Below are 21,460 nucleotides of genomic sequence, written 5' to 3' on the forward strand. Positions count from 1 at the left end.
CGGTCGCCGTCTTATTCCTTGGTCGAAAGATCCTGGGTGAACAGCCTGTCCAGGGTCTGCTCGTAGTGGTGGTAACCGAGAAAATCGTAGAGGGACTCCCGGGTCTGCATGGTGTCGACCACGGCGCGCTGGTGGCCGTCGCGGCGAAGCGTCTGATAGACGTTGAGGGCGGCCTGGTTGGCGGCGCGGGCGGCGCTCAGGGGGTAGAGCACCATGTCCACGCCATGGGCGGCGAGCGCCTCCTTGTCAAACAGCTCGGTCTTGCCGAACTCGGTCATGTTGGCGAGGATCGGCACCCCGGCCGCCTGCCTGAAGCGATAGTACTGATCCAGCTCGGTGACCGCTTCGGCGAAGATCATGTCGGCGCCCGCCTCCACATAGGCGGCGGCGCGCTCCAGGGCCGAGCCCAGCCCTTCCACCGCCAGGGCGTCGGTGCGGGCCATGATGACGAAACTCTCGTCCTGGCGGGCATCCACCGCGGCCTTGATCCTGTCCACCATCTCGGTGACGCTGACCACGGCCTTGTTGGGCCTGTGGCCGCAACGCTTCTGGGCCACCTGATCTTCCATGTGGACGGCGGCCACACCGCCGCGCTCGAAGGCGCGGATGGTGCGGGCGATGTTGAAGGCGCCCCCCCAGCCGGTGTCGATGTCCACCAGGAGTGGCACCTGGGTGGCAGCCGTGATGCGTTCGGCATCGATGAGCACGTCATTCATGGAAGTCATGCCGAGATCCGGCAGGCCATAGGAGGCGTTCGCCACCCCGGCGCCGGAGAGATAGAGGGCCTGGAAGCCGCTGCGCTCGGCCATCAGCGCCATGTAGGCATTGATGGTGCCGACTATCTGCAGGGGCTTTTCGTTGGCCAGGGCCGTGCGAAAACGCTTGCCGGCCGAGGGGGAGAGGTTGGACATGGTGACTCCTTTCATGGGGTGCGTGTCTGCTGGATGTGTAGGGTGAACGGCATCATCTCACACTACGTTTACGTTAACGTCAATTATGCTTAGGTCCAAGGTCGTATCAAGTGTGCTCTCCCCTGACGGGCCCCTGGTAACACCAGTAACACAGACTCGTTGGAACCATTTTTTGGTGTGATGCATCGTGTGGGAGAGAGGTGAACCTGGGAAAATGCCGAGTGTTTTTTGGCCAAACCTGGTCTTTTGGGGTCAAAATCTTGCGCGGCGTCAAACAGGATGCAAATTGTGTCTCAGCCATCCTCCCCGACTGGGTCTCTGCGTTGCTTGCCCGTAGGCGTTTGGCTACGCTCAGTGGGTGATCAAACAAGGGGTGTGCGCCATGAAGAAAAGCCAGGTTCATCTCATCGACGAAGAGGTGGATTTTCCTGCCAATGAACAGCTGGTCTCCACTACGGACCTGCAGGGTGTGATCACCTACGCCAATGATCACTTCTGCCGGGTAGCGGGGTACAGCCGGGCCGAGCTCATCGGCCAGCACCACAACATGGTTCGCCACCCGGACATGCCCAAGGCCGCCTTTGCTGACCTCTGGGGCAAGCTCAAGCAGGGCAAACCCTGGCGCGGCATGGTGAAAAACCGCTGCAAGGATGGGCGTTACTATTGGGTGGATGCTTATGTCACCCCTATCTTCGAGCAGGGGCGGATCAATGGCTACCAGTCGGTCCGCAGTCGCGCCGCGCCGGAGATGAAAGCCGTGGCCGGGCGCACCTATGCCAGATTGAAGAGCGTGGAGCGGGGGGAGCGAAAGGGCGGATTGAGCCTGCGCCCGATGCGCCACGGGCTGGCCATCGTCGGTGTCTTGCTGATGCTGGCGGGGGGGGGCTATCTGATGGGGCCCTGGGGGCCGTTGTTCACCCTGTTGCCTCTCTTGTGGCTGGCCCTGATCTATCGTGACACCCTCATCACTACCCCCCGTTATCTGCGACAGCTCGCGGACGAATATGACAGCCTGACCCGGCTCATCTATTCGGGGGAGGATGCCAGTGCCATTGCAGACTTCCACATCAAGCTGTTGCAGGCCAGGATCCGCACCGTCCTTGGACGAGTGGACGATGCGACCCTCTCCCTGCAGGATCTCGCGGTGCATCTGAAAACAGCCTCCAGCGAGGCAAGCGCCGACATCGCCGAACAGGATGTCCAGACCCAGCAGGTGGCGACGGCCATCACCGAGATGGCGGCGACAGCCCACGAGATTGCCCGCAATATCCTTGAGACGGATAACCAGATAGCCCAGGCCAAGGCGCACTGTCAAAATACCGATCAACAGCTGGAAGATACCCAGCACAGGGTGACGGAGCTGGCCACCCAGGCAGAGCATGCCTTCACGGCCGCCGTGGCACTGGCGGAGGAGTCGGACCGCATCGGTGTGCTGATGAGCGAGATCCAGGGCATTGCGGATCAGACCAATCTGCTGGCGCTCAACGCCGCCATCGAGGCTGCGCGGGCAGGGGAGCAGGGGCGAGGCTTTGCGGTGGTGGCGGACGAGGTGCGAACCCTCTCCACGCGCACCCACAAGGCGACCGAGCAGATCCAGAGCAGCATAGGCCAGATCCAGCGTACCCTGAACGGCTGGAAGGGCATGATGCAGCAGAACCTGCAACAGACCCAATCCTGCGTGACCCTGACCCGCCAGGGATCAGAGAGCCTGCATCAGGTGCTGGCGGAAATAGAACGGGTGGTGGACCTCTCGGCCCAGATCTCGACGGCGGCAGAGGAGCAGCAGGCGGTGGTGGAGGACATCAGCCGCAACGTCAACGCCATCTCCCAGCACTCCCACACCAACAGCAACAAGATGCAGGACATGGACGCTTCGAGCGACATCCTGCTCACCAAGGCTCGCCAGCTCAAATCCCTGGGGCAGACCTTCGGGTAAGAGGTCAGACTCATGCAATGCAGGAAGGCCACCCCTGGCGTGGCCTTCCTGTTTATTGGTTTCATGGGGGTATCGGCTCTGTGTGCCGGGAGATGAACCAGTCAGCCGGACTGCTCCGCCAGCGTGATGACGCGGCCGCCCTTGTCACAATACATGGCCCTGTCGGCCTGGATGAGCCACTGCTCCGGGCTCCAGTCATGCTGGTAGTGGCTGACGCCGATGCTGATGCCCACCTGCATCGGCTGGTCATTGACCACGAAGGGGGCCTGCATGGCCTGGCGGATCACGGCGGTGACCTCCTCTGCCTGACGGATATCGTAGCCCGGCAGCAGCAGGATGAACTCGTCCCCCGCCAAGCGGGCAAAATAGCACTGGTGGCCGATGGCGTCGTGGATCCGTCGGGCCAGCTGGCAGAGGATGGCATCCCCCTGGCTGTGGCCGAAGTTGTCGTTGATGCGCTTGAAGTCATTGAGATCGCAAAACAGCAGGCAGCCCGGATTGTCGCTTTGCACCTGGTGTTTCAACTGCTCCATCAGGCTCAGGCGATTGGGCAGCCCGGTAAGGGGATCGAGGCGGGCCAGTTGCAGTATCTCCTGCTCTCGCTGCTTGCGCAGGGCCACTTCCTGGTTGAGCCGCTTGTTGCTCATCAGAAGATAGAGGGAGAGCAGCAGGATGAGACCACCAACACCCAGGCTCAGCAGGAACCATGGACGCCAGAAGCTCCACTGTTCTGAGGGAACCTGATAGAGAAAACGGGTCAGGGAGACCGGTTTGGCAAGGAGGCCTATCTCCACCAGCTGCTGCATGATGTGAGCGAAGCGATCCGGATTCATATACCCGATCTCCACATAGAGCGGCTGGATCATCTCCTTGCTCATCTGCAACTCGTATTCCATGTGGGCCTGGCTGCGGTTGACGCCATACTCCGTGCGCAGCAGGGTGATGGCTTCCTCGGGGTGGGTGAGGGCATAGCGCCATCCCTTGAGGCTGGCTGCACGAAAACGTGCCACCCGCTCCGGATTGAGCCGCTCCTGTGCCTGGGTGGTGAAGAGAATGTCGCTGTAGAAATCGATGCCGTAGTTGCGAGGGTTGATGACGGACACCGAGATGCCGCGCTCTTCCAGATAGAAGGGCTCATTGCTCAGATAGGCGTTGAAGATGTCTATCCGGCCGGCGATCAGATCGTCGATGTTGACCGAAGTGGGTACCGGGATGAGCTGGCGCTCGTGAAGCCCCTGATAGTAGAGGGTGGCCAGCAGTTCGGCATCCTGATGACCCGGAAACATCATGATCCGTTTGCCACGCATGTCCGCAACGGTGAGAATGCCGCTGTCGCGACGTGCCAGGAAGATGGAGGGAGAGTGCTGGTAGACGCTGGCCAGCGCCAGCAGTGGCTTGCCCTGGGCGTAGTGGGTCAGCACCTCGGTGTTGCCGACGCCAAAGTCGGCGCGTCCGGCCAGCACCTCCTGAACCGGACTTATTCCCTTGCCACCTGGCCTTATCTCGACATCCAGACCGGCGTCGGCGTAATACCCCTTGGCCTTGGCCATGTGATAGCCCACAAACTGGGGCTGATGCAGCCAGCGCAACTGCAATACCACCTTCTCCGGCAGCTCACGTGTCCGTTCACTGGCCTGGAGGGGCGAGAAGCAAGTGATGCCAAGCAACAACAGCCAAAACAGGCATTTTTTCATTCGTGCGATTCTTGTGCTGAGGGTCCATGAAGATGGCCTGCAGGCCTGCATTCAAGTTGTTAACAAGTAACATTCTAAAGGGTTATACATGTACCGGATACAATTGCAGCACAAAGATTTCATGGTGATCAACAAGCGTCCGGGCATTGGCATGCACGATGATGCCGGCGAGCCGGGTCTCGTCAATCGGGTCAGAATGGATACCGGTCTTGACCTCTATCCGGTCCATCGACTGGACAAGATGACCTCTGGGCTGGTGCTGCTGGCCCGCACCGCCGAAGCGAATCGCGCCCTCAGCATGGCTTTCGCGGCGCGGGAAGTGAGCAAGCAGTATCTGGCACTCTCCGATCGCAAGCCGAAGAAGAAGCAGGGCTGGGTGAAGGGTGACATGGAGAAAGGGCGAGGCGGCAGCTGGATGCTGAGCCGCACCCAGGATAACCCGGCCATCAGCTGGTTCGACTCCGTTTCGGTGCGCGAGGGGCTGCGCCTTTATCGCATCAAGCCCCGGACCGGCAAGACCCACCAGATCCGGGTGGCCTTGAAGAGCGTGGGAGCCCCCATCCTCGGAGATGAGCGTTACGGCGGCACGGCGGCGGATCGCGGTTATCTGCACGCCTGGCGCCTCGCCTTCACCCTGGCAGGTGAGAGCTTCGATCTCGTCTGTCCGCCCGATGAAGGAGCGCTGTTCCTCCTGCCCGAGTTGCATGCCGCCATCGCAGAGATCACCGAATGAGCGCTGCAACCGCGAGAGTCCCAGCCCGCGGCTGGATCCTGGCCGACTTCGATGACACCCTGGCGCCGGATGACAGCCATGCGGGGTTGCTGCGTTTCATCTTGCGCCGCCGTCTCTGGCCGCTGCTGCTGTGGCCACTGATGGCGTTCGGTGCCGTGATCTATCTGCTGCCAGGTCAGCGCAGTCGCGGCATTGCACTCATCTGGTGGGCCATCACCTTCGGGCTATCCCCCCTGGCCTGGCGCGCCCTGATACGGCAGTACAGCCTGACCCGGCCCGGCCTGTATCGGGAGGCGCGAGCCCTCCTGACGGGGGAGGGGTACCGCTGCTGGGTCATCTCCGCCAGTCCCCGCGCCCTGGTCTGTGCCCAGCTCCATCGTCAACTGCCAAGGCTCCCTCACCGCATCATCGGCTCGCGGATGGGTTACCGTTTCGGCGGCCTGGTGCCGCGCTTCTATTGCCATGGCAGGCACAAGCTGCTGCCCGAGCTCCTGACCCTGGAGGCCGCACTCACCCTGAGTGACAGCCTGCACGATCTGCCCCTGCTGGCGTTGGGGGAGCAGGCCTGGCTCATCAACCCGCAAAGGACTCGATTGCTAAAGGCGAGGGCGGTGCTGCCCCATATCGAACCCCGTTATTGGTCGCTGTAAGGCAAAGCTGACAGCCTTGCGGGACGCTAACGAGCGCAGTGCAAGGTTGGGGCTGCTATGTCACATTTCATTTACATTTTTGGGCGCGGATCCCCGCCAAACTATCTGAACGCCGCCCCTTCTCATTCCCTGCGCTCGCCACTCTAATGAAACAAGTTGTTAACAATGCCGTGCGGGCTGCCTGTCGAGCCCTTGCGGCGTGAACCGTTTCGTTATCAGTTCATCGCAAGGAGCGCATCATGACCACCCCTTCTTCCCGTACTCACACCATCAACCCCCTTGGCACCGACGGGTTTGAGTTTGTCGAGTACACGGCGCCGGATCTCAAGGGCATTGCGGCCCTCAAGGCGCTGTTCGTCTCACTGGGCTTTGCCGAAGTGGCCAAGCACAGGCACAAGCAGTGCTGGCTCTATCGCCAGGGGGACATCAACTTCGTGGTCAATGCCGAGCCCCACTCCCAGGCGGAGGAGTTTGCCCGGGCCCATGGTCCGAGCGTGTGCGGCATGGCGTTTCGGGTGAGCGATGCCGGCCGTGCCCAGCAGTACGCCATCGGCCAGGGGGCCAAGCCGTTTGTCGGCAAGATAGGGCCCATGGAGCTCAACATCCCCGCCATCTACGGCATCGGTGAGAGCACCCTCTCCTTTGTCGATCGCTATGGCGATCGGGGCTCCATCTATGACGTGGACTTTATCTTCTACCCCGACTGGCAGGCCCGCATGGCCGAGGTGGACGCGGGGCTCTATGAGATCGACCACCTGACCCACAATGTCCATCGCGGCAACATGAACCTCTGGTCGAATTTCTACGAGCGGATCGGCAACTTCCGGGAAATCCGCTACTTCGACATCGAGGGCAAGTTGACCGGATTGCACTCGCGCGCCATGACGGCCCCTTGCGGCAAAATTCGCATTCCCATCAACGAGTCGGCGGACGACAAGTCCCAGATAGAGGAGTACCTGCGCCAGTACAAGGGGGAGGGGATCCAGCACATCGCGCTCGCCTCTGCCGACATCTATCACACCATCCGCACGCTCAGAGGGCGGAGAACCGGCTTCATGCCGACGCCGGACACCTACTACGAGAAGGTGGACAGCCGGGTGGCGGGTCATCAGGAGGATCTGGCCGCGCTGAAGACGCTGCGCATCCTCATCGACGGCTCGCCGACGAAGGACGGCATCCTGCTGCAGATCTTCACCGACACCGTCATCGGGCCCGTGTTCTTCGAGATCATCCAGCGCAAGGGCAACGAGGGCTTTGGTGAGGGCAACTTCCAGGCACTGTTCGAATCCATCGAGCTGGATCAGATCCGCCGTGGCGTGCTGGACGGATCCACGCAAGGGGAGGTGAACAGTGCCGCGCAGGGCCAGAAAAACGGAGAACCGAGCGATGCGTAACTGGATAAGCTTCCCCCATCGGGAGGGAATCCACTCCCGCCAGGCCCATGCCGATCTGCCGGAGCAGGCCATCTATGAGCGCGAGCTGGGGCGCTCGGGCTTCTTCGGTCCCGCCACCCACATGCATCACAAGCATGCCCCCACCGACTGGAGCCACTGGGAGGGGCCGCTTCGGCCACGGGCGTTTGACTTAAACGATCTGCAGGAGGAGGTGAGCTCTCTCTCCCCCTGGGTGATGCCGGATCTGCTCAGCAACCCCCACTGCCGCTACCGCATCTGGCGCCTGCATGAGCCCATGCCGTTTCTGGTGCGAAACGCCGATGGCGACGAGCTCCTGTTCATTCACGAGGGGAGCGGTGAGTTTTACTGCGACTACGGGCACCTCATCTTGAGAGATGGTGACTATGTGGTGATCCCCCGTGGCACCATGTGGCGCATCGAGCCCACCGCGCCCCTCTTCATCCTGATGATCGAGGCGACGGAAGACAGTTATCAGCTGCCGGACAAGGGACTGGTGGGCAATCACGCCATCTTCGATCCGGCGGCCCTGGACGTGCCCGCCATCAATGAGCGCTTCCTGGCCCAGCAGGATGAAAACCCCTGGTCGCTGCAGATCAAGCGCCACGATCAGGTCTCGGTCGTCACCTGGCCGTTCAACCCGCTGGATGCACAAGGGTGGCACGGGGACTTGTGCGTGGTGCGCCTCAACTGGCGGGACATCCGCCCGCTGATGAGCCACCGCTACCACCTGCCTCCCTCGGCCCACACCACCTTCGTGGCGAGCCGTTTTGTCATCTGCACCTTCGTGCCGCGTCCCATCGAGAGTGACCCAGGTGCCCTGCGGGTGCCCTTCTACCACAGCAACGACGACTTCGACGAGGTGCTCTTCTACCACGCCGGGGACTTCTTCAGCCGGGACAACATCAAGTGGGGCATGGTCACCTTCCACCCTGCCGGCTTCACCCATGGTCCCCATCCCAAGGCCTTTGCGGCGGGGCAGGCCCATGCCAAGACCTTCACCGACGAGGTGGCGGTGATGCTCGACACCCGGGATGCCCTGGCCGTCGGCCCGATCTGCGAAGGGGTCGAACACCCCGGTTATGTCACCAGCTGGCAGCGTCCAGAGACGCTCGGCAAATAAGGAATTCGATATGAAACTGGCAACCCTGAACAATGGCAAGCGCGACGGCGCCCTGGTGGTGGTGAGCCGCGATCTGGCGCGCGCCGTCCATGTGACGACCATCGCCCCGACCCTGCAGTCGGCCCTCGACCAGTGGGGAGAAGTGGCGCCGCAATTGGCCAAGGTTTATCAGCGACTCAACGAGGGCGCCTGCCCCGACGCCTTCCCCTTCGATGAGGAGGCGTGCCTCTCCCCGCTGCCCCGCGCCTACCAGTGGATTGACGGCAGTGCCTACGTCAATCACGTGGCGCTGGTGCGCAAGGCGCGCGGCGCCGAGATGCCTGAGAGCTTCTGGCACGATCCCCTGATGTATCAGGGAGGCTCTGACAGCTTCCTGCCGCCCCGTGGCCCCATCGTGATGGGCTCCGAGGAGTGGGGGATCGATTTTGAGTCGGAAGTGGCCGTCATCACCGACGACGTGCCCATGGGCACCCGTTCGCAGGGGGCGGCGAGCCACATCAAGCTCTTGATGCTGGTCAACGACGTGAGCCTGCGCAACCTCATCCCGGGGGAGCTTGCCAAGGGCTTCGGCTTCTTCCAGTCCAAGCCCTCCAGCAGCTTCTCGCCGGTGGCCATCACCCCGGACGAGCTGGGGGATGACTGGCGCGATGGCAAGGTCCACCTGCCCCTGGTGACCCACCTCAACGGCGCCCTGTTCGGGCAGCCCGACGCCGGGGTGGACATGACCTTCAACTTTGATGAGCTGATTGCCCATGCCGCCAAGACAAGGCCGCTCGGGGCGGGCTGCATCATCGGCTCGGGCACCGTCTCCAACTACGACAGAAGCCGGGGATCCTCCTGCCTTGCCGAGCGGCGGATGCTGGAAATTATCGAGTCAGGTCAAGCCACTACACCCTTTCTGCGCTTTGGTGATACAGTGTCCATCGCGATGCAGGATCGCAACGGGATGAGTCTGTTTGGCACCATTTTGCAGCGGGTCACGCAAGCAACGGCCGAGCGGGCGAGCTAGGAGAGCCCGACCCCGGGAGGGGCGGGCGACACGGCAGGTGGCAGACACCTGCCACCACAGGGACACACTATGCTGCAGTTGTTTGGATATTGGCGCTCATCGGCCAGCTTTCGCGTGCGTTTGGTACTGCAACTCAAGGGGCTCGATTATGAGCAGCACCCGGTCAACTTGCGGCAGGGTGAGCAGAAGGAGAAGGCCTACCGCCGAGTCAATCCCCAGGGGCTGGTGCCGTTTCTCGTGGACGATGACGTGCATCTGGGTCAGTCGGTGGCCATCATGGAGTACCTCGACGAGACCTATCCCGCCTACCCCCTGATGCCCTCCGCCCCCATCGAACGTGCCCGGGTGCGCCAGATAGTCAACATGATCGCCTGTGACACCCATCCCCTCAACAACCTGCGCGTGCTGCACTACCTGGAGCAGGAGTTGGGGCAGAGCAAGATGGCGCGGGATGCCTGGTATCGCCACTGGATAGACGAGACCTTCACCGCGCTGGAGCAGCTTCTCATGACCACCGCCGGCATCTATTGCGTGGGCAACGAGGTCACCCTGGCGGACTGCATGCTGGTGCCCCAGGTCTACAACGCCCGCCGCTTCGACATGACCCTGGATGACTACCCCACCATTGCGCGCATCGTCGCCAACTGCGAGCAGTTGCAGGCCTTTATCAAGGCCGCCCCCGCCAATCAGCCGGATGCCCAGCCCTGAAGCTGTGCAGACCGGGCCAGCGCGTTGGCCCGGTCTGCCGTCTCTTTCCTTGCCCGGGTTATCTTGCTCGCCTCAGGGCGTGCCATTGGCCCCATAGCGTCGAAACCCCGGCCGCTCTTTCAGTCGCTGGTAGTAGTCGTCCACGGCGGGTAGCGACGGGCGATCATAGGGCGTCTCCAGCCAGCGGTTGACTGACAGCCCGATGGGAATGTCTGCCAGCGAGAAGTGCGGACCGGCCACATATCCTCCGGTTGTTTGAAGCTGTCTCTCCAGGATCTCCATGCAGTGAGACCACTGCAGGCAAGCTGCGTGAAGGGCCTGATGGTCTTGATGCTGGGGGGAGCGCCTCACCAGCGACAGGAAGGCGTAGCGCCAGGCGGTGTTCAAGTCCGATGCCTGCCAGTCAATCCATTGATCGACCCGAGCCCTGGCTCTCGCCTCGGCGGGATAGAGTGCATTGGCACCATGGCGCGTCGCCAGGTAGCGGATGATGGTGTTCGACTCTCACAGCGTAAAATCCTCATCCTGAATGACGGGCACCATGGCATTGGGGTTGAGCGCCAGAAACGCCGGGGTGTCCGTGGGTTTGAAGCCGGATCCCCACTCCTCCAGCTCGAAGGGGAGGGCGAGTTCGGCGCAGGTCCACAGTACCTTGCGCACATTGATTGACGACGCCTTGCCCAGTATTCGCAACATCTTTTTCGTCCTTGTCCGGGGTGATGGATGGCCTGTTTGTCGCAGACATGCCACTTCCCTGTTTGCGTAGCCATCAGTGCCCTGCACTGTCACTGACCGTGCGGGGCTCTGTTTTATTGACTGGCGAGTCAGCCGTGGGTGGTCCTGGGCTGGAAATAGGCGATAAATTTGCCGAGTTTCTCCCCGTCGTAACTCTTCCCCTTCTCCAGCAGCCCGGTGTTGAAGGACTCGAGCAGCTTGCCCTTTGCATCCAGCACGTAGAAGTGGGGCACCCCCAGATACTCGGGATAGGCTTTCAGGAAGGATTCATTCTTGTTCTGTTCGCTGACGTTCACCTTGACCACCACGAAGGTGCGGTTGAGCTGGCCGGCGAGATCGGGTTCACGGTCCAGAAACTGGTTCATCTCCTGGCACCAACTGCACCATTCGCCCCCCACCAGCAGCAGGACTTTCTTGCCCTCGGCACTGGCCTTGGCGGTAGCGGCGGCGAGATCGCGGGCCGGATCCCGCGTCTCGTCATAACCCTGGCTGTAATCGGGCAGGCTCTGACTCCAGAGGTGGTCGCCCGCGCAGGCGGTGCCATTGAACAGCAGGGAGCCCAGCATAAGGGGCAGTAACAGTCGTTTCATGGGTCTCTTCCTTGTGTCGTTATCTTTGCTTCCAGGCGCAGACAATGTGACACGGGGCGTTTCCTGCGCCAAGCCGCAAGCAGGGAAGGGGAAGGCAAAAAGCGGCAATGGAATGGCAGAAAACAACAAAGCCCCTCGAAAGGGGCTTTGTATTCAGGTCAGGGGCGATCAGTAACCCTGCTGGTGGACGTCCATCACGGCGCGACCGGAGGGGTCGGCCATCTCCTTGAACTTGGCATCCCATTCCAGCGCGGTCGGGGTGGAGCAGGCGACCGACTTGCCGTAAGGCACGGTGCGGGCGGCGGACTCCAGCGGGAAGTGCTCGTCAAAGATGGCGCGGTAGTAGTACGCCTCCTTGGTGAGCGGGGTATTGACGGGGAAGCGGAAGGCCGCGGCCTCGAACATCTGATCCGTCACCTCTTCCTCGACCATGGCTTTCAGGCTGTCAATCCAGGAGTAGCCCACACCGTCGGAGAACTGCTCCTTCTGACGCCACGCCACTTCGTGGGGCAGCAGATCCTCGAAGGCTTCCCGCAGGATGTGCTTCTCGATCTTGCCCTTGCCGCACATCTTGTCGGCGGGATTGAGGCGCATCGCCACGTCCATGAACTCCTTGTCGAGGAAGGGCACGCGGCCTTCCACGCCCCAGGCGGCCATGGACTTGTTGGCCCGCAGGCAGTCATAGAGGTGCAGGGAGGCGAGCTTGCGTACGTTCTCCTCGTGGAACTCACGGGCGTTGGGGGCCTTGTGGAAGTAGAGGTAGCCGCCGAACAGCTCGTCGGAGCCCTCTCCCGACAGCACCATCTTGATGCCCATCGCCTTGATGTAGCGGGCCATCAGATACATGGGCGTGGAGGCGCGGATGGTGGTGACGTCATAGGTCTCGAGGTGATAGATGACGTCCCGCAGGGCATCCAGTCCTTCCTGCACTGTGAAGTGGATCTGGTGGTGGATGGTGCCCAGGTGATCGGCCACCTTGCGGGCGGCGGCGAGATCCGGCGACCCTTCCAGGCCGACGGCGAAGGAGTGCAGCTGGGGCCACCAGGCTTCGCTCTTGCCATCGTCTTCCACCCGTCGGGCGGCATAGAGCTTGGTGATGGCGGAGATGACGGACGAATCCAGACCACCGGAGAGCAGCACGCCATAGGGCACGTCGCACATCAGCTGGCGCTTGACCGCCGCTTCCAGAGCCGCTTTGAGCTCGGCCTTGTCGCTGACGTTGTGCTCGACCGGCGCGTATTCCATCCAGTCCCGTTTGTACCAAGTTTTAAGCTCGCCATCCTTGCTCCACAGGTAGTGTCCCGGCGGGAAGGTTTCGACGCTCTTGCAGACCGGCACCAGGGCCTTCATCTCGGAGGCGACATAGAAGTTGCCGTGTTCGTCGCGGCCGGTATAGAGGGGGATGATCCCCATGTGGTCGCGACCAATCAGGTAGGCATCCTGCTCGGCGTCATAGAGGATGAAGGCGAAGATGCCGTTCAGATCGTCCAGGAACGCCGGGCCCTTCTCCTTGTAGAGGGCCAGCAGCACTTCACAGTCGGAGTGGGTCTGGAACTGGAAGTCGACCTTGAGGTTCTTCTCCAGCTCCTTGTGGTTGTAGATCTCGCCGTTGACGGCCAATACGTGCGTGCGCTCGGGGTTGTAGAGAGGCTGTGCGCCGTTGCCCGGATCGACGATGGCCAGGCGCTCGTGCACCAGGATGGCCTTGTCGGAGCTGTAGACGCCGGACCAGTCAGGCCCGCGGTGACGCAGTCGCTTGGACATCTCCAGGGCCGATTTGCGCAGGGCAGTGGCGTCGGTCTTGATGTCCAGAATGCCGAAAATAGAACACATTGGCGGTAATCCTCTTGATTTTTATATGAGCCCCCCACGTTTGGGCTCGAAATTCCATTTACATTCCTCGCCAATCACAATGCCTAGCGGAAAACCCTTTTGCAAGCGGGAAAACCGCAGAAAATCATGCCGTAAGCGTCAAGTTGCGCCAGGGAATGGCGGCCGTCCGGCCGCCTGAAGAGAGAAGGTCAGGGTTGACGTGCGCGTCAAGTCGCGGCGGGTTCGAAGATCACATAGAGCTTGCGGCAAGGGGTGAGGGTCTCCCACTGCCCGACAAAACCGGCGGGAATGACGAACTGATCCCCAGCTTTGAGGTGCAGCCGGCCGCCCTGATCGTCGTGGATCACCGCCTCCCCTTCCAGCATCTGGCAGTATTCGTGTTCGGTATAGTGAACGGCCCAGCAGCCCGGCTCGCAAGCCCAGAAGCCCACGTGAAACTGCTGGCTCGGGTCGGAGTAGTGGTTCCATGCCGTCTGGCTCGGCGTCCCGGCCTTGATGCGTTCGGGGGCCGGCATCAGCGGGGTGGGGGAGACAGTGTGTTTGTCCAGCAGGATCCAGTCGTTCAGGCTCTTCATGGTGCGTCCTTGAGTGGCGAAGGAGCATCCTGCTCCCGTTTAGTTTGTTTAACGATGTTGCGCTTACGTTAAACGAAACGGGCCCCCTTTGCCAAGGGGGCCCGTGCAGGCTGAAGGCTACCGGAAGGGCGGCACCCGGGATCAGACGATGTCGATGTCCACCACGGAGTCGAAGATGTGGTTCGGCCTGAACGGCATGCGGTCTATGTCCGCCACCTTGCTCACCCCGGAGAGCACCAGCACCGTCTCGAGACCGGCCTGGAAGCCTGCCAGGATGTCGGTGCGCAGGTTGTCGCCGATGATGATGGTGTCGTCGGAGTGGGCCTCCATCCGGTTGAGGGCCGCGCGAATGATCCAGGCGCTCGGCTTGCCGACATAGAAGGGCTTCTTGCCGGTCATCCGCTCGATGGGGGCACACAGGGCGCCGCAGGCCGGGTACATCAGGGGGCCGTGGGTATCCGGGTTGGTGGCGATGAAGCGGGCCCCCTGATCCACGAACTTGGCGCCCTGCTGCATCATGGTCCAGTTGTAGTTGCGGGTCTCCCCCACCACCACGAAGTCCGGGTCGATGTCGGTGATGGTGAAGCCGGCTTTATAGAGCTCGTGGGTCAGGGCCCCTTCGCCAATCACATAGGCCTTCTTGCCATCCTGGCGCTTGAGAAAGTCGGCGGTGCCCATGGCGGAGGTGTAGAAGCACTCCTCGGGTACCTCTATTCCGGCGGAGCGGAAGCGGTTTTGCAGATCTTTCTGGGTCTGGGCCGGGTAGTTGGTGAGGAACAGGAGCTTGCTGCCCTGCTCCAGAAGGCGGTGGACGAAGCGGTCGGCGCCGGGAATGAGATCGTTGTTGTGCAGGATGACGCCGTCAATGTCACAGATGACGTTTTTCTTCATGAATTCTCCTTGTAGGGCGCAAGAGCGGGGACAGGGCATCCCTCTGTTCGTCTCTTCAATCGGTTATGGTTTTTGTGCCGCCATTATAAGGCCCTTTGATGACAAGTCTCCTCCGGCGGGCCAGATGGGTGCACAATGAAGGCGAAGGGAGGGCGCCGCCCCGGTGGTGTCCGCACGGAGTCTGACGATGGAGCCGTCATCATGGAGCACTTTATTGCCGGCTTGCCCAAGCTGGAACTGCACCTGCATATCGAGGGGACCCTCGAACCCGAGCTGATGTTCGCCCTCGGTCAGCGCAACGGGGTGGCGCTGCCCTGGCCCGATGTTGGCAGCCTGCGCGCCGCCTATGAGTTCGACGGCCTGCAATCCTTCCTCGATCTCTACTACCTCGGTGCCAGCGTGCTCATCCACGAACAGGATTTCTTCGACCTCACCTGGGCCTATCTCGAGCGCTGCGTTGCCGATCACGTGGTGCACGTGGAGATCTTTTTCGACCCCCAGACCCACACCGCCCGCGGCGTGCCCTTTGCCACCGTGCTGGGGGGCATCGAGCGGGCGCTACAGGCTGGGGAAGCAGCCTTTGGCATCAGCTGGCGGCTTATCATGAGCTTCCTGCGCCACCTGAGTGAAGAGGCGGCATTCGCCACCCTGGCAGAGGCCGCTCCGCACCTGGCGCGCCTGCACGGGGTCGGCCTCGATTCGGGGGAGCAGGGCAATCCCCCCGTCAAGTTTGCCCGGGTCTTTGCCCGGGCCAGGGAACTGGGGCTGCCGGTGGTGGCCCATGCGGGGGAGGAGGGACCTGCGGACTACATCTGGCAGGCGATCCGGGAGCTCGGGGTGCAACGCATCGATCACGGGGTGCGCTGCGTCGAGGATCCCGCGCTGCTGAGCTACCTGGCCGACACACGGCTGCCCCTCACCGTCTGCCCCCTCTCCAACGTGCGGCTCAGGGTGTTTGACCAGATGGCCCACCACAATGTGCTGAGGCTGCTGGAGCAGGGGCTCTGCGTCACCGTGAACTCCGACGATCCCGCCTATTTCGGGGGATACCTGGGGGCCAACTTTCAGGCCCTGGCCGACGGGCTTGGCGCCAGCCAGGAGCAGCTGTGCCGCCTCAGTCTCAATGCCGTGGAGGCGAGCTGGCTGAGCCTCGCGGACAAGGTGCGTCTGACCCGGGACATTCGCCTCCATGCCGCCCTGCACGGGGTGAGCCTGCACTGAGCAGGTCGCCTTGCACACCTTGAATGGAGGAGGCCCGCCATGGCGGGCCTCTTTGTGCCATCGTTAGGCGGGTATCAACCCACCCTCACCAGATACTTTTCCCCTTGTCCCTCCTGCTTGACGCGGGTGAGCAGGGCGGGCAGGGCGTCGAAGTCGCCCACCACTAGCGGCGGCAGGGTCAGCTCGCCGCTCGCCATCTGCGCCATCATGGCGACACCGGCCGCCACCAGACGGCTCCACTGTTTGTCCGAGCCAAAGGCGTGCTGGGCGCCGAGGGCAATCTCGTGCAACGAATGGCAATGGCTAAAGGCGGGCAGCGGGTTGCGCGCGATGCGCCCGAGCACCGTCACCATGTGGCCGTAATAGCCAAGGGCAGGCAGCAAGGCTTCTGCCTGCTGGCTGGAGACCAGATCGATGATCCCCTCGAAGGGTTCACCGCCGTTGGCGGCCTGCAACTGGGCCAGCCAGTCGGGATCCCGATAGTCCGCCACCCCCTGCACGCCTAGCTGTTTGAGCCACTGGTGGTGGCGCGGGCTGGCGCTGGCAAAGACGCGGGCCCCCTGCTTAAGGGCAAGTTGCACCGCGAAGCGGCCGACACTGCTGCCAGCCCCCGAGATGAGCAGGGCCTCCCCGTGCAGGTGAGGCAGCTTGGCCAGCGCCTGCCAGGCGGTGAGGCCGGGGCAGGGGAGCGCGGCGGCCGCCTCGTCGCTCAGGGCAGCGGGCACCGGCATCAGGGCGCGAGCCGGCACCAGGGTGTGGCGGGCAAAGCTGCCGCTGTGGCGCAGGTCGGTGTGATAGGCGACCCGGGTGCCGGGGCGCAGGTGGGTGACGTTGGCCCCCAGCGCCACCAGGGTGCCCATGCCATCGACGCCGGGCACATGGCCTGGCTGCCAGTGGGGATGACCCTGTTCGATGAGTTTCCAGTCCACCGGATTGAAGGCGATGATCCGGTTGGCGACGAGGACCTCGTCGGGGCCGGGGGTGGGGAGCGCTTGCCGGGTGAGGGTGAGCTGGTCCGGTTCGCCGGGGGCGTACCAGCACCAGGCCTGGGTATGGTTCATGGTGACTCCTTGAAAGAGAGGGGCGCAGATTGAATTACATGGCGTAACAATGTCTTGGGTTGTTGTTGCACTGGCAAGACAACAAGGCGGACCCCACGCTGGTGAGGCCCGCCCGGGAAGAGGTTCTGCGCCAGCCGCCTTATGCCCGCTCTGCCCCATAGACGGGGTAGTCGGTCAGCCCTTTCTCGCCGCCGCCAAACAGGGTGGCGGGATCATGGGGGGCGAACGGATGGCCGTGGCGCAGGCGGTTCGGCAAGTCGGGGTTGGCCACGAAGGGGCGACCGAAGCCAATCATGTCGGCCCAGCCCGCCTCGATGGCGGCGCGGGCGCGTTCCCCATCGTACTTGCCGGCGTAGATGAGGGTGTTGGGGAAGGCGTCGCGCAGCCCCTGCTTGAAGCTCTCCGCCATCAGGGGGGCGTCGTCCCAGTCCGCTTCGGCGACGTGCAGATAGACCACGCCGAGCTGGCCCAGCAGGCGCGCGGCGGCCAGATAGGTCTCCTGGGGGTTGGCATCCACGGTGCCGTTGAGGGTGGTGAGTGGCGCAAGGCGTACCCCGACCCGGTCGGGACCGATCTCGTCACAGACCGCTTCGGTCACCTCTTTGAGGAAACGCAGCCGGTTTTCGAGCGAACCGCCATAGCCGTCGGTGCGGGTATTGGACTCGGAGTCGAGGAACTGGTTGATGAGGTAGCCGTTGGCGGCGTGCAACTCGATGCCGTCAAAGCCCGCTTCCATGGCGTTGCGGGCGGCCCGGCGAAACTGCCCCACCACGGCGTCGATGTCGGCCTGGGTCATGGCGCGCGGGGTGACGGTCTCCACAAACCCCGGGGCATCGCTGCCGTTGTCGACGAACACCTTCACTCCCTTGGCCTGGATGGCGGAGGAGGAGAGGGGCTGGGCGCCGCCGATGTTGTCAGGATGGGTGACCCGGCCCACGTGCCAGAGCTGGGCGAACATGATGCCCCCCTCGGCGTGGACCGCGTCTGTTACCTGCTTCCAGCCTGCCACCTGCTCGGCGCTGTGGATGCCCGGTGTCCAGGCGTAGCCCTTGCCCAGGGGATCTATCTGGGTGCCTTCGCTGATGATGAGGCCGGCCCCGGCACGCTGGGCGTAGTAGGTCGCCATCATGGCGTTGGCCACGTCCCCGGGCTGGCTGGCGCGGGAGCGGGTCATGGGGGGCATGACGATGCGGTTGACAAGGTGCAGCTGGCCGAGGCGAAGGGGGCAGAACAGGGGATCGTGGTGCATGATGGATTCCTCAATCTTTGGGAGTGAGGTGACTTTAGAGGGGATTGTTATTGTGAAAAAGAGGGGGTATTGCAGAAGAGAATTGCCGTTATCGCAGCAATGGCCCGGGAGGGGCCGGGCTCGCGCCAGAAAAAAGAGGGCCAAGGGCCCTCTCTTGCTGTGATTGCCGCCGATGATCAGGGGGAGAGTGGGGTGACCCGCACTCGCTCGATGCGCCGCTCGCTCACGGCCATGACCTCGAAGCGGAACTGTCCGAGGTGCAACTGCTGACCGACGTCGGGCAGGCTGCCGAAGTGGGAGAGCAACATGCCCGCCAGGGTCACGTACTCGTCGCTCTCGCTCACCAGACCGTCGCAGTTCAGGGCTTGCTCCACCTGGTGGATGTTGGTGGTGCCGTGGATGAGCCAGTGCTCGCCCTCGCGCACCACATCGGGGGTCTCGTCCTCGTCCGGCAGTTCGCCGACGATGGCCTCCAGCAGATCGTGGTTGGTGACCAGCCCCTGGATGACGCCAAACTCGTCCGCCACCAGAATGAGGCTGCCCCTGGCCTGGCGTAGCTCCGCCAGCAGCCGGATCACGTTGATGGTCTGGGGCACGATGACGGGCTCGTTCTGTCTGGCAAGGGCTGCCAGGGATTGCCCCTCGTTGAGGGCAAACAGCAGATCCCGAGCCTTGACCACCCCGATGATCTCGTCCAGCTCCCCGTCACAGACCGGGAACAGGCTGTGGGGGGCCCGTTGCAGCAGGGCGCGGATCTCGTCCTCGCTGTCGCTCACGTCGATCCACTCCATCTCGGAACGCGGGGTCATGATGGTGCGAATGGAACGCTCGGCCAGCGACAGCACGCCGCTCACCATGTAACGCTCCTCTTCACCGAAACCGGGGGGCAGGGGCTGAGCCTGCACCTCTTCTTCGTCCTCCTGCGGGTGGGCTGAGCGTTTGTTCCCCCCCATCAGCTTGAAGATGGCGGCGGTGGTGCGCTCGCGCAGGGGCTGGCGCGCCTCATGGCGCAGGGCACTGCGCTGGGCGAGCTGGTTGAAGAACTCGATGAGCACCGAGAAGCCGATGGCCGCGTACAGGTAGCCCTTCGGAATGTGGAAGCCGAAGCCCTCCGCCACCAGGCTGAAGCCGATCATCAAGAGGAAGCTCAGGCAGAGCACCACCACAGTGGGGTGGGCGTTGACGAAGCGGGTCAGGGGCTTGGAGGCGAGCACCATCACCAACATGGCGATGGTCACGGCCGCCATCATGACGCCGAGGTGATCCACCATGCCGACGGCGGTGATGATGGAGTCCAGGGAGAAGACCGCATCCAGCACCAGGATCTGGGCGATCACCACCCCGAACCCGGCATAGACGCCGGTGCCGCCTTGCTCCTCGGGCTTGGCCTCGAGCCGCTCATGCAGCTCGGAGGTCGCCTTGAACAGCAGGAAGAGGCCGCCTCCCATCAGGATGAGATCCCGACCGGAGAAGGGGTGATCCCAGATGTGCAGCAGAGGAGCCGTGAGGGTGACCAGCCATGACATGATGGTGAGCAGTCCCAGGCGCATCAGCAGGGCCAGGGAGAGACCGATGATGCGCGCCTTGTCCCGCTGGGCGGGGGGCAGTTTTTTCACCAGGATGGCGATGAAGACTAGGTTGTCGATCCCGAGAACGATTTCCAGGATGATCAGGGTAAGCAGACCGACCCAGATTGACGGGTCCAGCAAGAATTCCATGTGATTGACCTCAATGAAGACAGATGCAGTGAATCGTGGTCACGGCGTGGCCGTGGTGACGGAGACGATCGCTTCAGAGGCGTTGGTTGAGCAGGTACAGATAGGCTTTGATGGGAAAAGACGAAGGGCTACTTCGGGGATTGTCCATGATGGGCAATAAAACCTCGGGTCAAAAGTGAGCCCTGATGATAACGACTCGCCGCCATTTGGCAAGGGGGCTGTCAGGGGGACGCGACGAGGGGATTGCCGACGGGAGAGGCAAGGGAAAGGGACATTGATGCGAAGCTAAGTTTGACTGGAGATAAAAGAGCGACACATTGACACGACCACAAACATAGGTGCTGAACAAGGAAAATAAACGATCTGATACCAACAACCGGATTCATCAGGCTCATATATATCCATTGTTTTTGTAATAATTTGTTTCAGGGGGAATATTGCGGCGGTGTCATGGGAGAAAGAAGGAATAGAGGGAGTTATGGTGTTTGATATGGAGTTGTTATTCTAAATTTAACTTGTTCGCCACCAACTAATTCGCATGAATCATATATTCTGCGTATAAAAAGCAAGGAGGCCCAGGCCTCCTCGTTTGCGCTCACACGGGTTGTTTCAGGGGACGTTAACCCTGGTCGTCAGGTCAATTGCCGGTATAGGCCGCGCCCTGAACATGCCCCTTCTTGTCGCTTAGACAGGACCAGGGGGCATCGGCACCCGGCACCTTGATGGTGACGCCAACCCCGGCTTCCGAGTTCATCACGTCGATCACCTGGAGCTGCTGCTGTGCCACGTCTGTCTTGTCGGAGACCGCCTTGAGACAGGCTTTCTCGGCGGGACTGGCCTTGTGGGAAGTCGCAGCAGCAGGGGCTGCGGTGGAGACGGGATGACAGACGCCGGAGCCATTCTTGCTGTTGTAAGAGACGTCGTATTTCCCGTTGATGTTGCTGATGGAGAGAATGACTCCTGACCCCTTCACCTCGAAGAAGTCCTCACCGTACTCCTTGACCTTGGCCTCTTGGCCGTTGATATAGACGGGGCCCCCTTCATCGCTGTGAAACTGGATCTGCCCCGGGCACTCATAATTCAACTGGGGAATGGCAGCTTGTGCCGCACCGGTCATGATCAGCGTCATGACAGCAATGACTGTGTTTTTCATGGATATTGCCTCAACTGTATAATGATACGATGTTTGTTATTTTATTTTTCCGGTTAATAACAACTCCCTCTTTGGCATTCAATCACCGCCTCCCTGCACACAAATAAATAGCGGTGACACTTTCTTTTAGCAACGAATTTTTATTTGTTTGGTATGGGATGAAAATAAACCTTGATCCAACAGGGGTGGCAAACGTTTTTGTTTTTGGCGGGGGAGGAACACGGGTGGATGTCGTGGGACCAGAGGCCCGTTGAGCAC

At 62.0% G+C, this 21,460-nt stretch carries 20 protein-coding genes; 8 read left to right on the forward strand and 12 right to left on the reverse strand.

Going from position 1 to position 21,460, the window contains the following annotated elements:
• Nucleotides 1–11 precede the first annotated feature (11 nt).
• Nucleotides 12–911, reverse strand: a complete 900-nt coding sequence (gene prpB, locus AB5Y93_RS10560; protein WP_368229301.1) for a methylisocitrate lyase — start codon at nt 909–911, stop codon at nt 12–14.
• Nucleotides 912–1,293: 382 nt separating this feature from the next.
• Here prpB and AB5Y93_RS10565 point away from each other — a divergent pair, with 382 nt between their 5' ends.
• The gene (locus AB5Y93_RS10565; RefSeq protein ID WP_214005645.1) at nt 1,294–2,847 is read left to right on the forward strand and encodes a PAS domain-containing methyl-accepting chemotaxis protein; all 1,554 of its coding nucleotides are present in this window, start codon (nt 1,294–1,296) and stop codon (nt 2,845–2,847) included.
• Between the two features lie 101 nt (nt 2,848–2,948).
• Here AB5Y93_RS10565 and AB5Y93_RS10570 read toward each other — a convergent pair whose 3' ends face one another.
• Entirely contained in the window at nt 2,949–4,541 is a 1,593-nt protein-coding gene (locus AB5Y93_RS10570) for an ABC transporter substrate-binding protein (RefSeq protein ID WP_368229302.1), read from the reverse strand.
• Nucleotides 4,542–4,629: 88 nt separating this feature from the next.
• Here AB5Y93_RS10570 and AB5Y93_RS10575 point away from each other — a divergent pair, with 88 nt between their 5' ends.
• From AB5Y93_RS10575 to maiA, 6 genes are all read left to right on the forward strand, one after another.
• Nucleotides 4,630–5,274, forward strand: a complete 645-nt coding sequence (locus tag AB5Y93_RS10575) for a TIGR01621 family pseudouridine synthase (RefSeq protein ID WP_029314720.1) — start codon at nt 4,630–4,632, stop codon at nt 5,272–5,274.
• On the forward strand, nt 5,271–5,924 hold the full coding sequence (locus tag AB5Y93_RS10580; protein WP_368229303.1) for an HAD family hydrolase: 654 nt from the start codon (nt 5,271–5,273) through the stop codon (nt 5,922–5,924). Before AB5Y93_RS10575 ends, AB5Y93_RS10580 begins: the two co-directional genes overlap by 4 nt.
• Before the next feature lie 239 nt (nt 5,925–6,163).
• Nucleotides 6,164–7,318: a 4-hydroxyphenylpyruvate dioxygenase gene (hppD, locus tag AB5Y93_RS10585; RefSeq protein ID WP_368229304.1), complete on the forward strand. Its 1,155-nt coding sequence runs from the start codon at nt 6,164–6,166 to the stop codon at nt 7,316–7,318.
• On the forward strand, nt 7,311–8,459 hold the full coding sequence (locus AB5Y93_RS10590) for a homogentisate 1,2-dioxygenase (protein WP_368229305.1): 1,149 nt from the start codon (nt 7,311–7,313) through the stop codon (nt 8,457–8,459). Before hppD ends, AB5Y93_RS10590 begins: the two co-directional genes overlap by 8 nt.
• 10 nt (nt 8,460–8,469) lie before the next feature.
• On the forward strand, nt 8,470–9,468 hold the full coding sequence (locus AB5Y93_RS10595) for a fumarylacetoacetate hydrolase family protein (protein ID WP_368229306.1): 999 nt from the start codon (nt 8,470–8,472) through the stop codon (nt 9,466–9,468).
• A 69-nt stretch (nt 9,469–9,537) separates the two neighbouring features.
• Complete coding sequence (gene maiA / locus AB5Y93_RS10600) at nt 9,538–10,176, forward strand: maleylacetoacetate isomerase (protein WP_010675120.1); 639 nt, start codon at nt 9,538–9,540, stop codon at nt 10,174–10,176.
• Between the two features lie 72 nt (nt 10,177–10,248).
• Here the strand turns inward: maiA and AB5Y93_RS10605 are convergent, their stop codons facing one another.
• The 6 genes from AB5Y93_RS10605 to AB5Y93_RS10630 form a co-directional block, all read right to left on the reverse strand.
• Entirely contained in the window at nt 10,249–10,416 is a 168-nt protein-coding gene (locus tag AB5Y93_RS10605) for a hypothetical protein (protein WP_368229307.1), read from the reverse strand.
• A 264-nt stretch (nt 10,417–10,680) separates the two neighbouring features.
• Nucleotides 10,681–10,872: a glutathione S-transferase N-terminal domain-containing protein gene (locus AB5Y93_RS10610; RefSeq protein WP_368229308.1), complete on the reverse strand. Its 192-nt coding sequence runs from the start codon at nt 10,870–10,872 to the stop codon at nt 10,681–10,683.
• A 128-nt stretch (nt 10,873–11,000) separates the two neighbouring features.
• Nucleotides 11,001–11,501, reverse strand: coding sequence for a thioredoxin family protein (locus AB5Y93_RS10615; protein WP_139737037.1), 501 nt, complete (start codon nt 11,499–11,501; stop codon nt 11,001–11,003).
• 168 nt (nt 11,502–11,669) lie between these two features.
• The gene (gene asnB, locus AB5Y93_RS10620; protein ID WP_041213050.1) at nt 11,670–13,334 is read right to left on the reverse strand and encodes an asparagine synthase B; all 1,665 of its coding nucleotides are present in this window, start codon (nt 13,332–13,334) and stop codon (nt 11,670–11,672) included.
• Nucleotides 13,335–13,540: 206 nt separating this feature from the next.
• On the reverse strand, nt 13,541–13,909 hold the full coding sequence (locus AB5Y93_RS10625; protein ID WP_368229309.1) for a cupin domain-containing protein: 369 nt from the start codon (nt 13,907–13,909) through the stop codon (nt 13,541–13,543).
• A 141-nt stretch (nt 13,910–14,050) separates the two neighbouring features.
• Nucleotides 14,051–14,800 (reverse strand): HAD-IIA family hydrolase, encoded by a 750-nt coding sequence (locus AB5Y93_RS10630; protein ID WP_010675115.1) that lies wholly within the window; start codon nt 14,798–14,800, stop codon nt 14,051–14,053.
• Between the two features lie 201 nt (nt 14,801–15,001).
• Between AB5Y93_RS10630 and AB5Y93_RS10635 the strand changes: the two genes are divergently transcribed.
• A complete protein-coding gene (locus AB5Y93_RS10635) occupies nt 15,002–16,021 on the forward strand; it encodes an adenosine deaminase (protein WP_368229310.1) in 1,020 nt (339 codons plus the stop codon).
• 74 nt (nt 16,022–16,095) lie between these two features.
• On the opposite strand, the gene AB5Y93_RS10640 is transcribed toward AB5Y93_RS10635, so the two are convergent.
• The 4 genes from AB5Y93_RS10640 to AB5Y93_RS10655 form a co-directional block, all read right to left on the reverse strand.
• The gene (locus tag AB5Y93_RS10640) at nt 16,096–17,082 is read right to left on the reverse strand and encodes a zinc-binding dehydrogenase (RefSeq protein ID WP_368229311.1); all 987 of its coding nucleotides are present in this window, start codon (nt 17,080–17,082) and stop codon (nt 16,096–16,098) included.
• 139 nt (nt 17,083–17,221) lie between these two features.
• Nucleotides 17,222–18,331 carry an alkene reductase gene (locus AB5Y93_RS10645; RefSeq protein WP_202043535.1) on the reverse strand — a complete coding sequence of 370 codons (1,110 nt, stop codon included), beginning with the start codon at nt 18,329–18,331 and terminating at the stop codon, nt 17,222–17,224.
• Nucleotides 18,332–18,507: 176 nt separating this feature from the next.
• Nucleotides 18,508–20,049, reverse strand: a complete 1,542-nt coding sequence (locus tag AB5Y93_RS10650; protein WP_368229312.1) for a TerC family protein — start codon at nt 20,047–20,049, stop codon at nt 18,508–18,510.
• A 637-nt stretch (nt 20,050–20,686) separates the two neighbouring features.
• Nucleotides 20,687–21,202, reverse strand: coding sequence for a hypothetical protein (locus tag AB5Y93_RS10655; protein WP_368229313.1), 516 nt, complete (start codon nt 21,200–21,202; stop codon nt 20,687–20,689).
• Nucleotides 21,203–21,460: the final 258 nt, after the last annotated feature.

The organism is Aeromonas sp. R10-1, assembly GCF_040908465.1.
GTDB classification, from domain to species: Bacteria; Pseudomonadota; Gammaproteobacteria; order Enterobacterales; family Aeromonadaceae; genus Aeromonas; species Aeromonas caviae.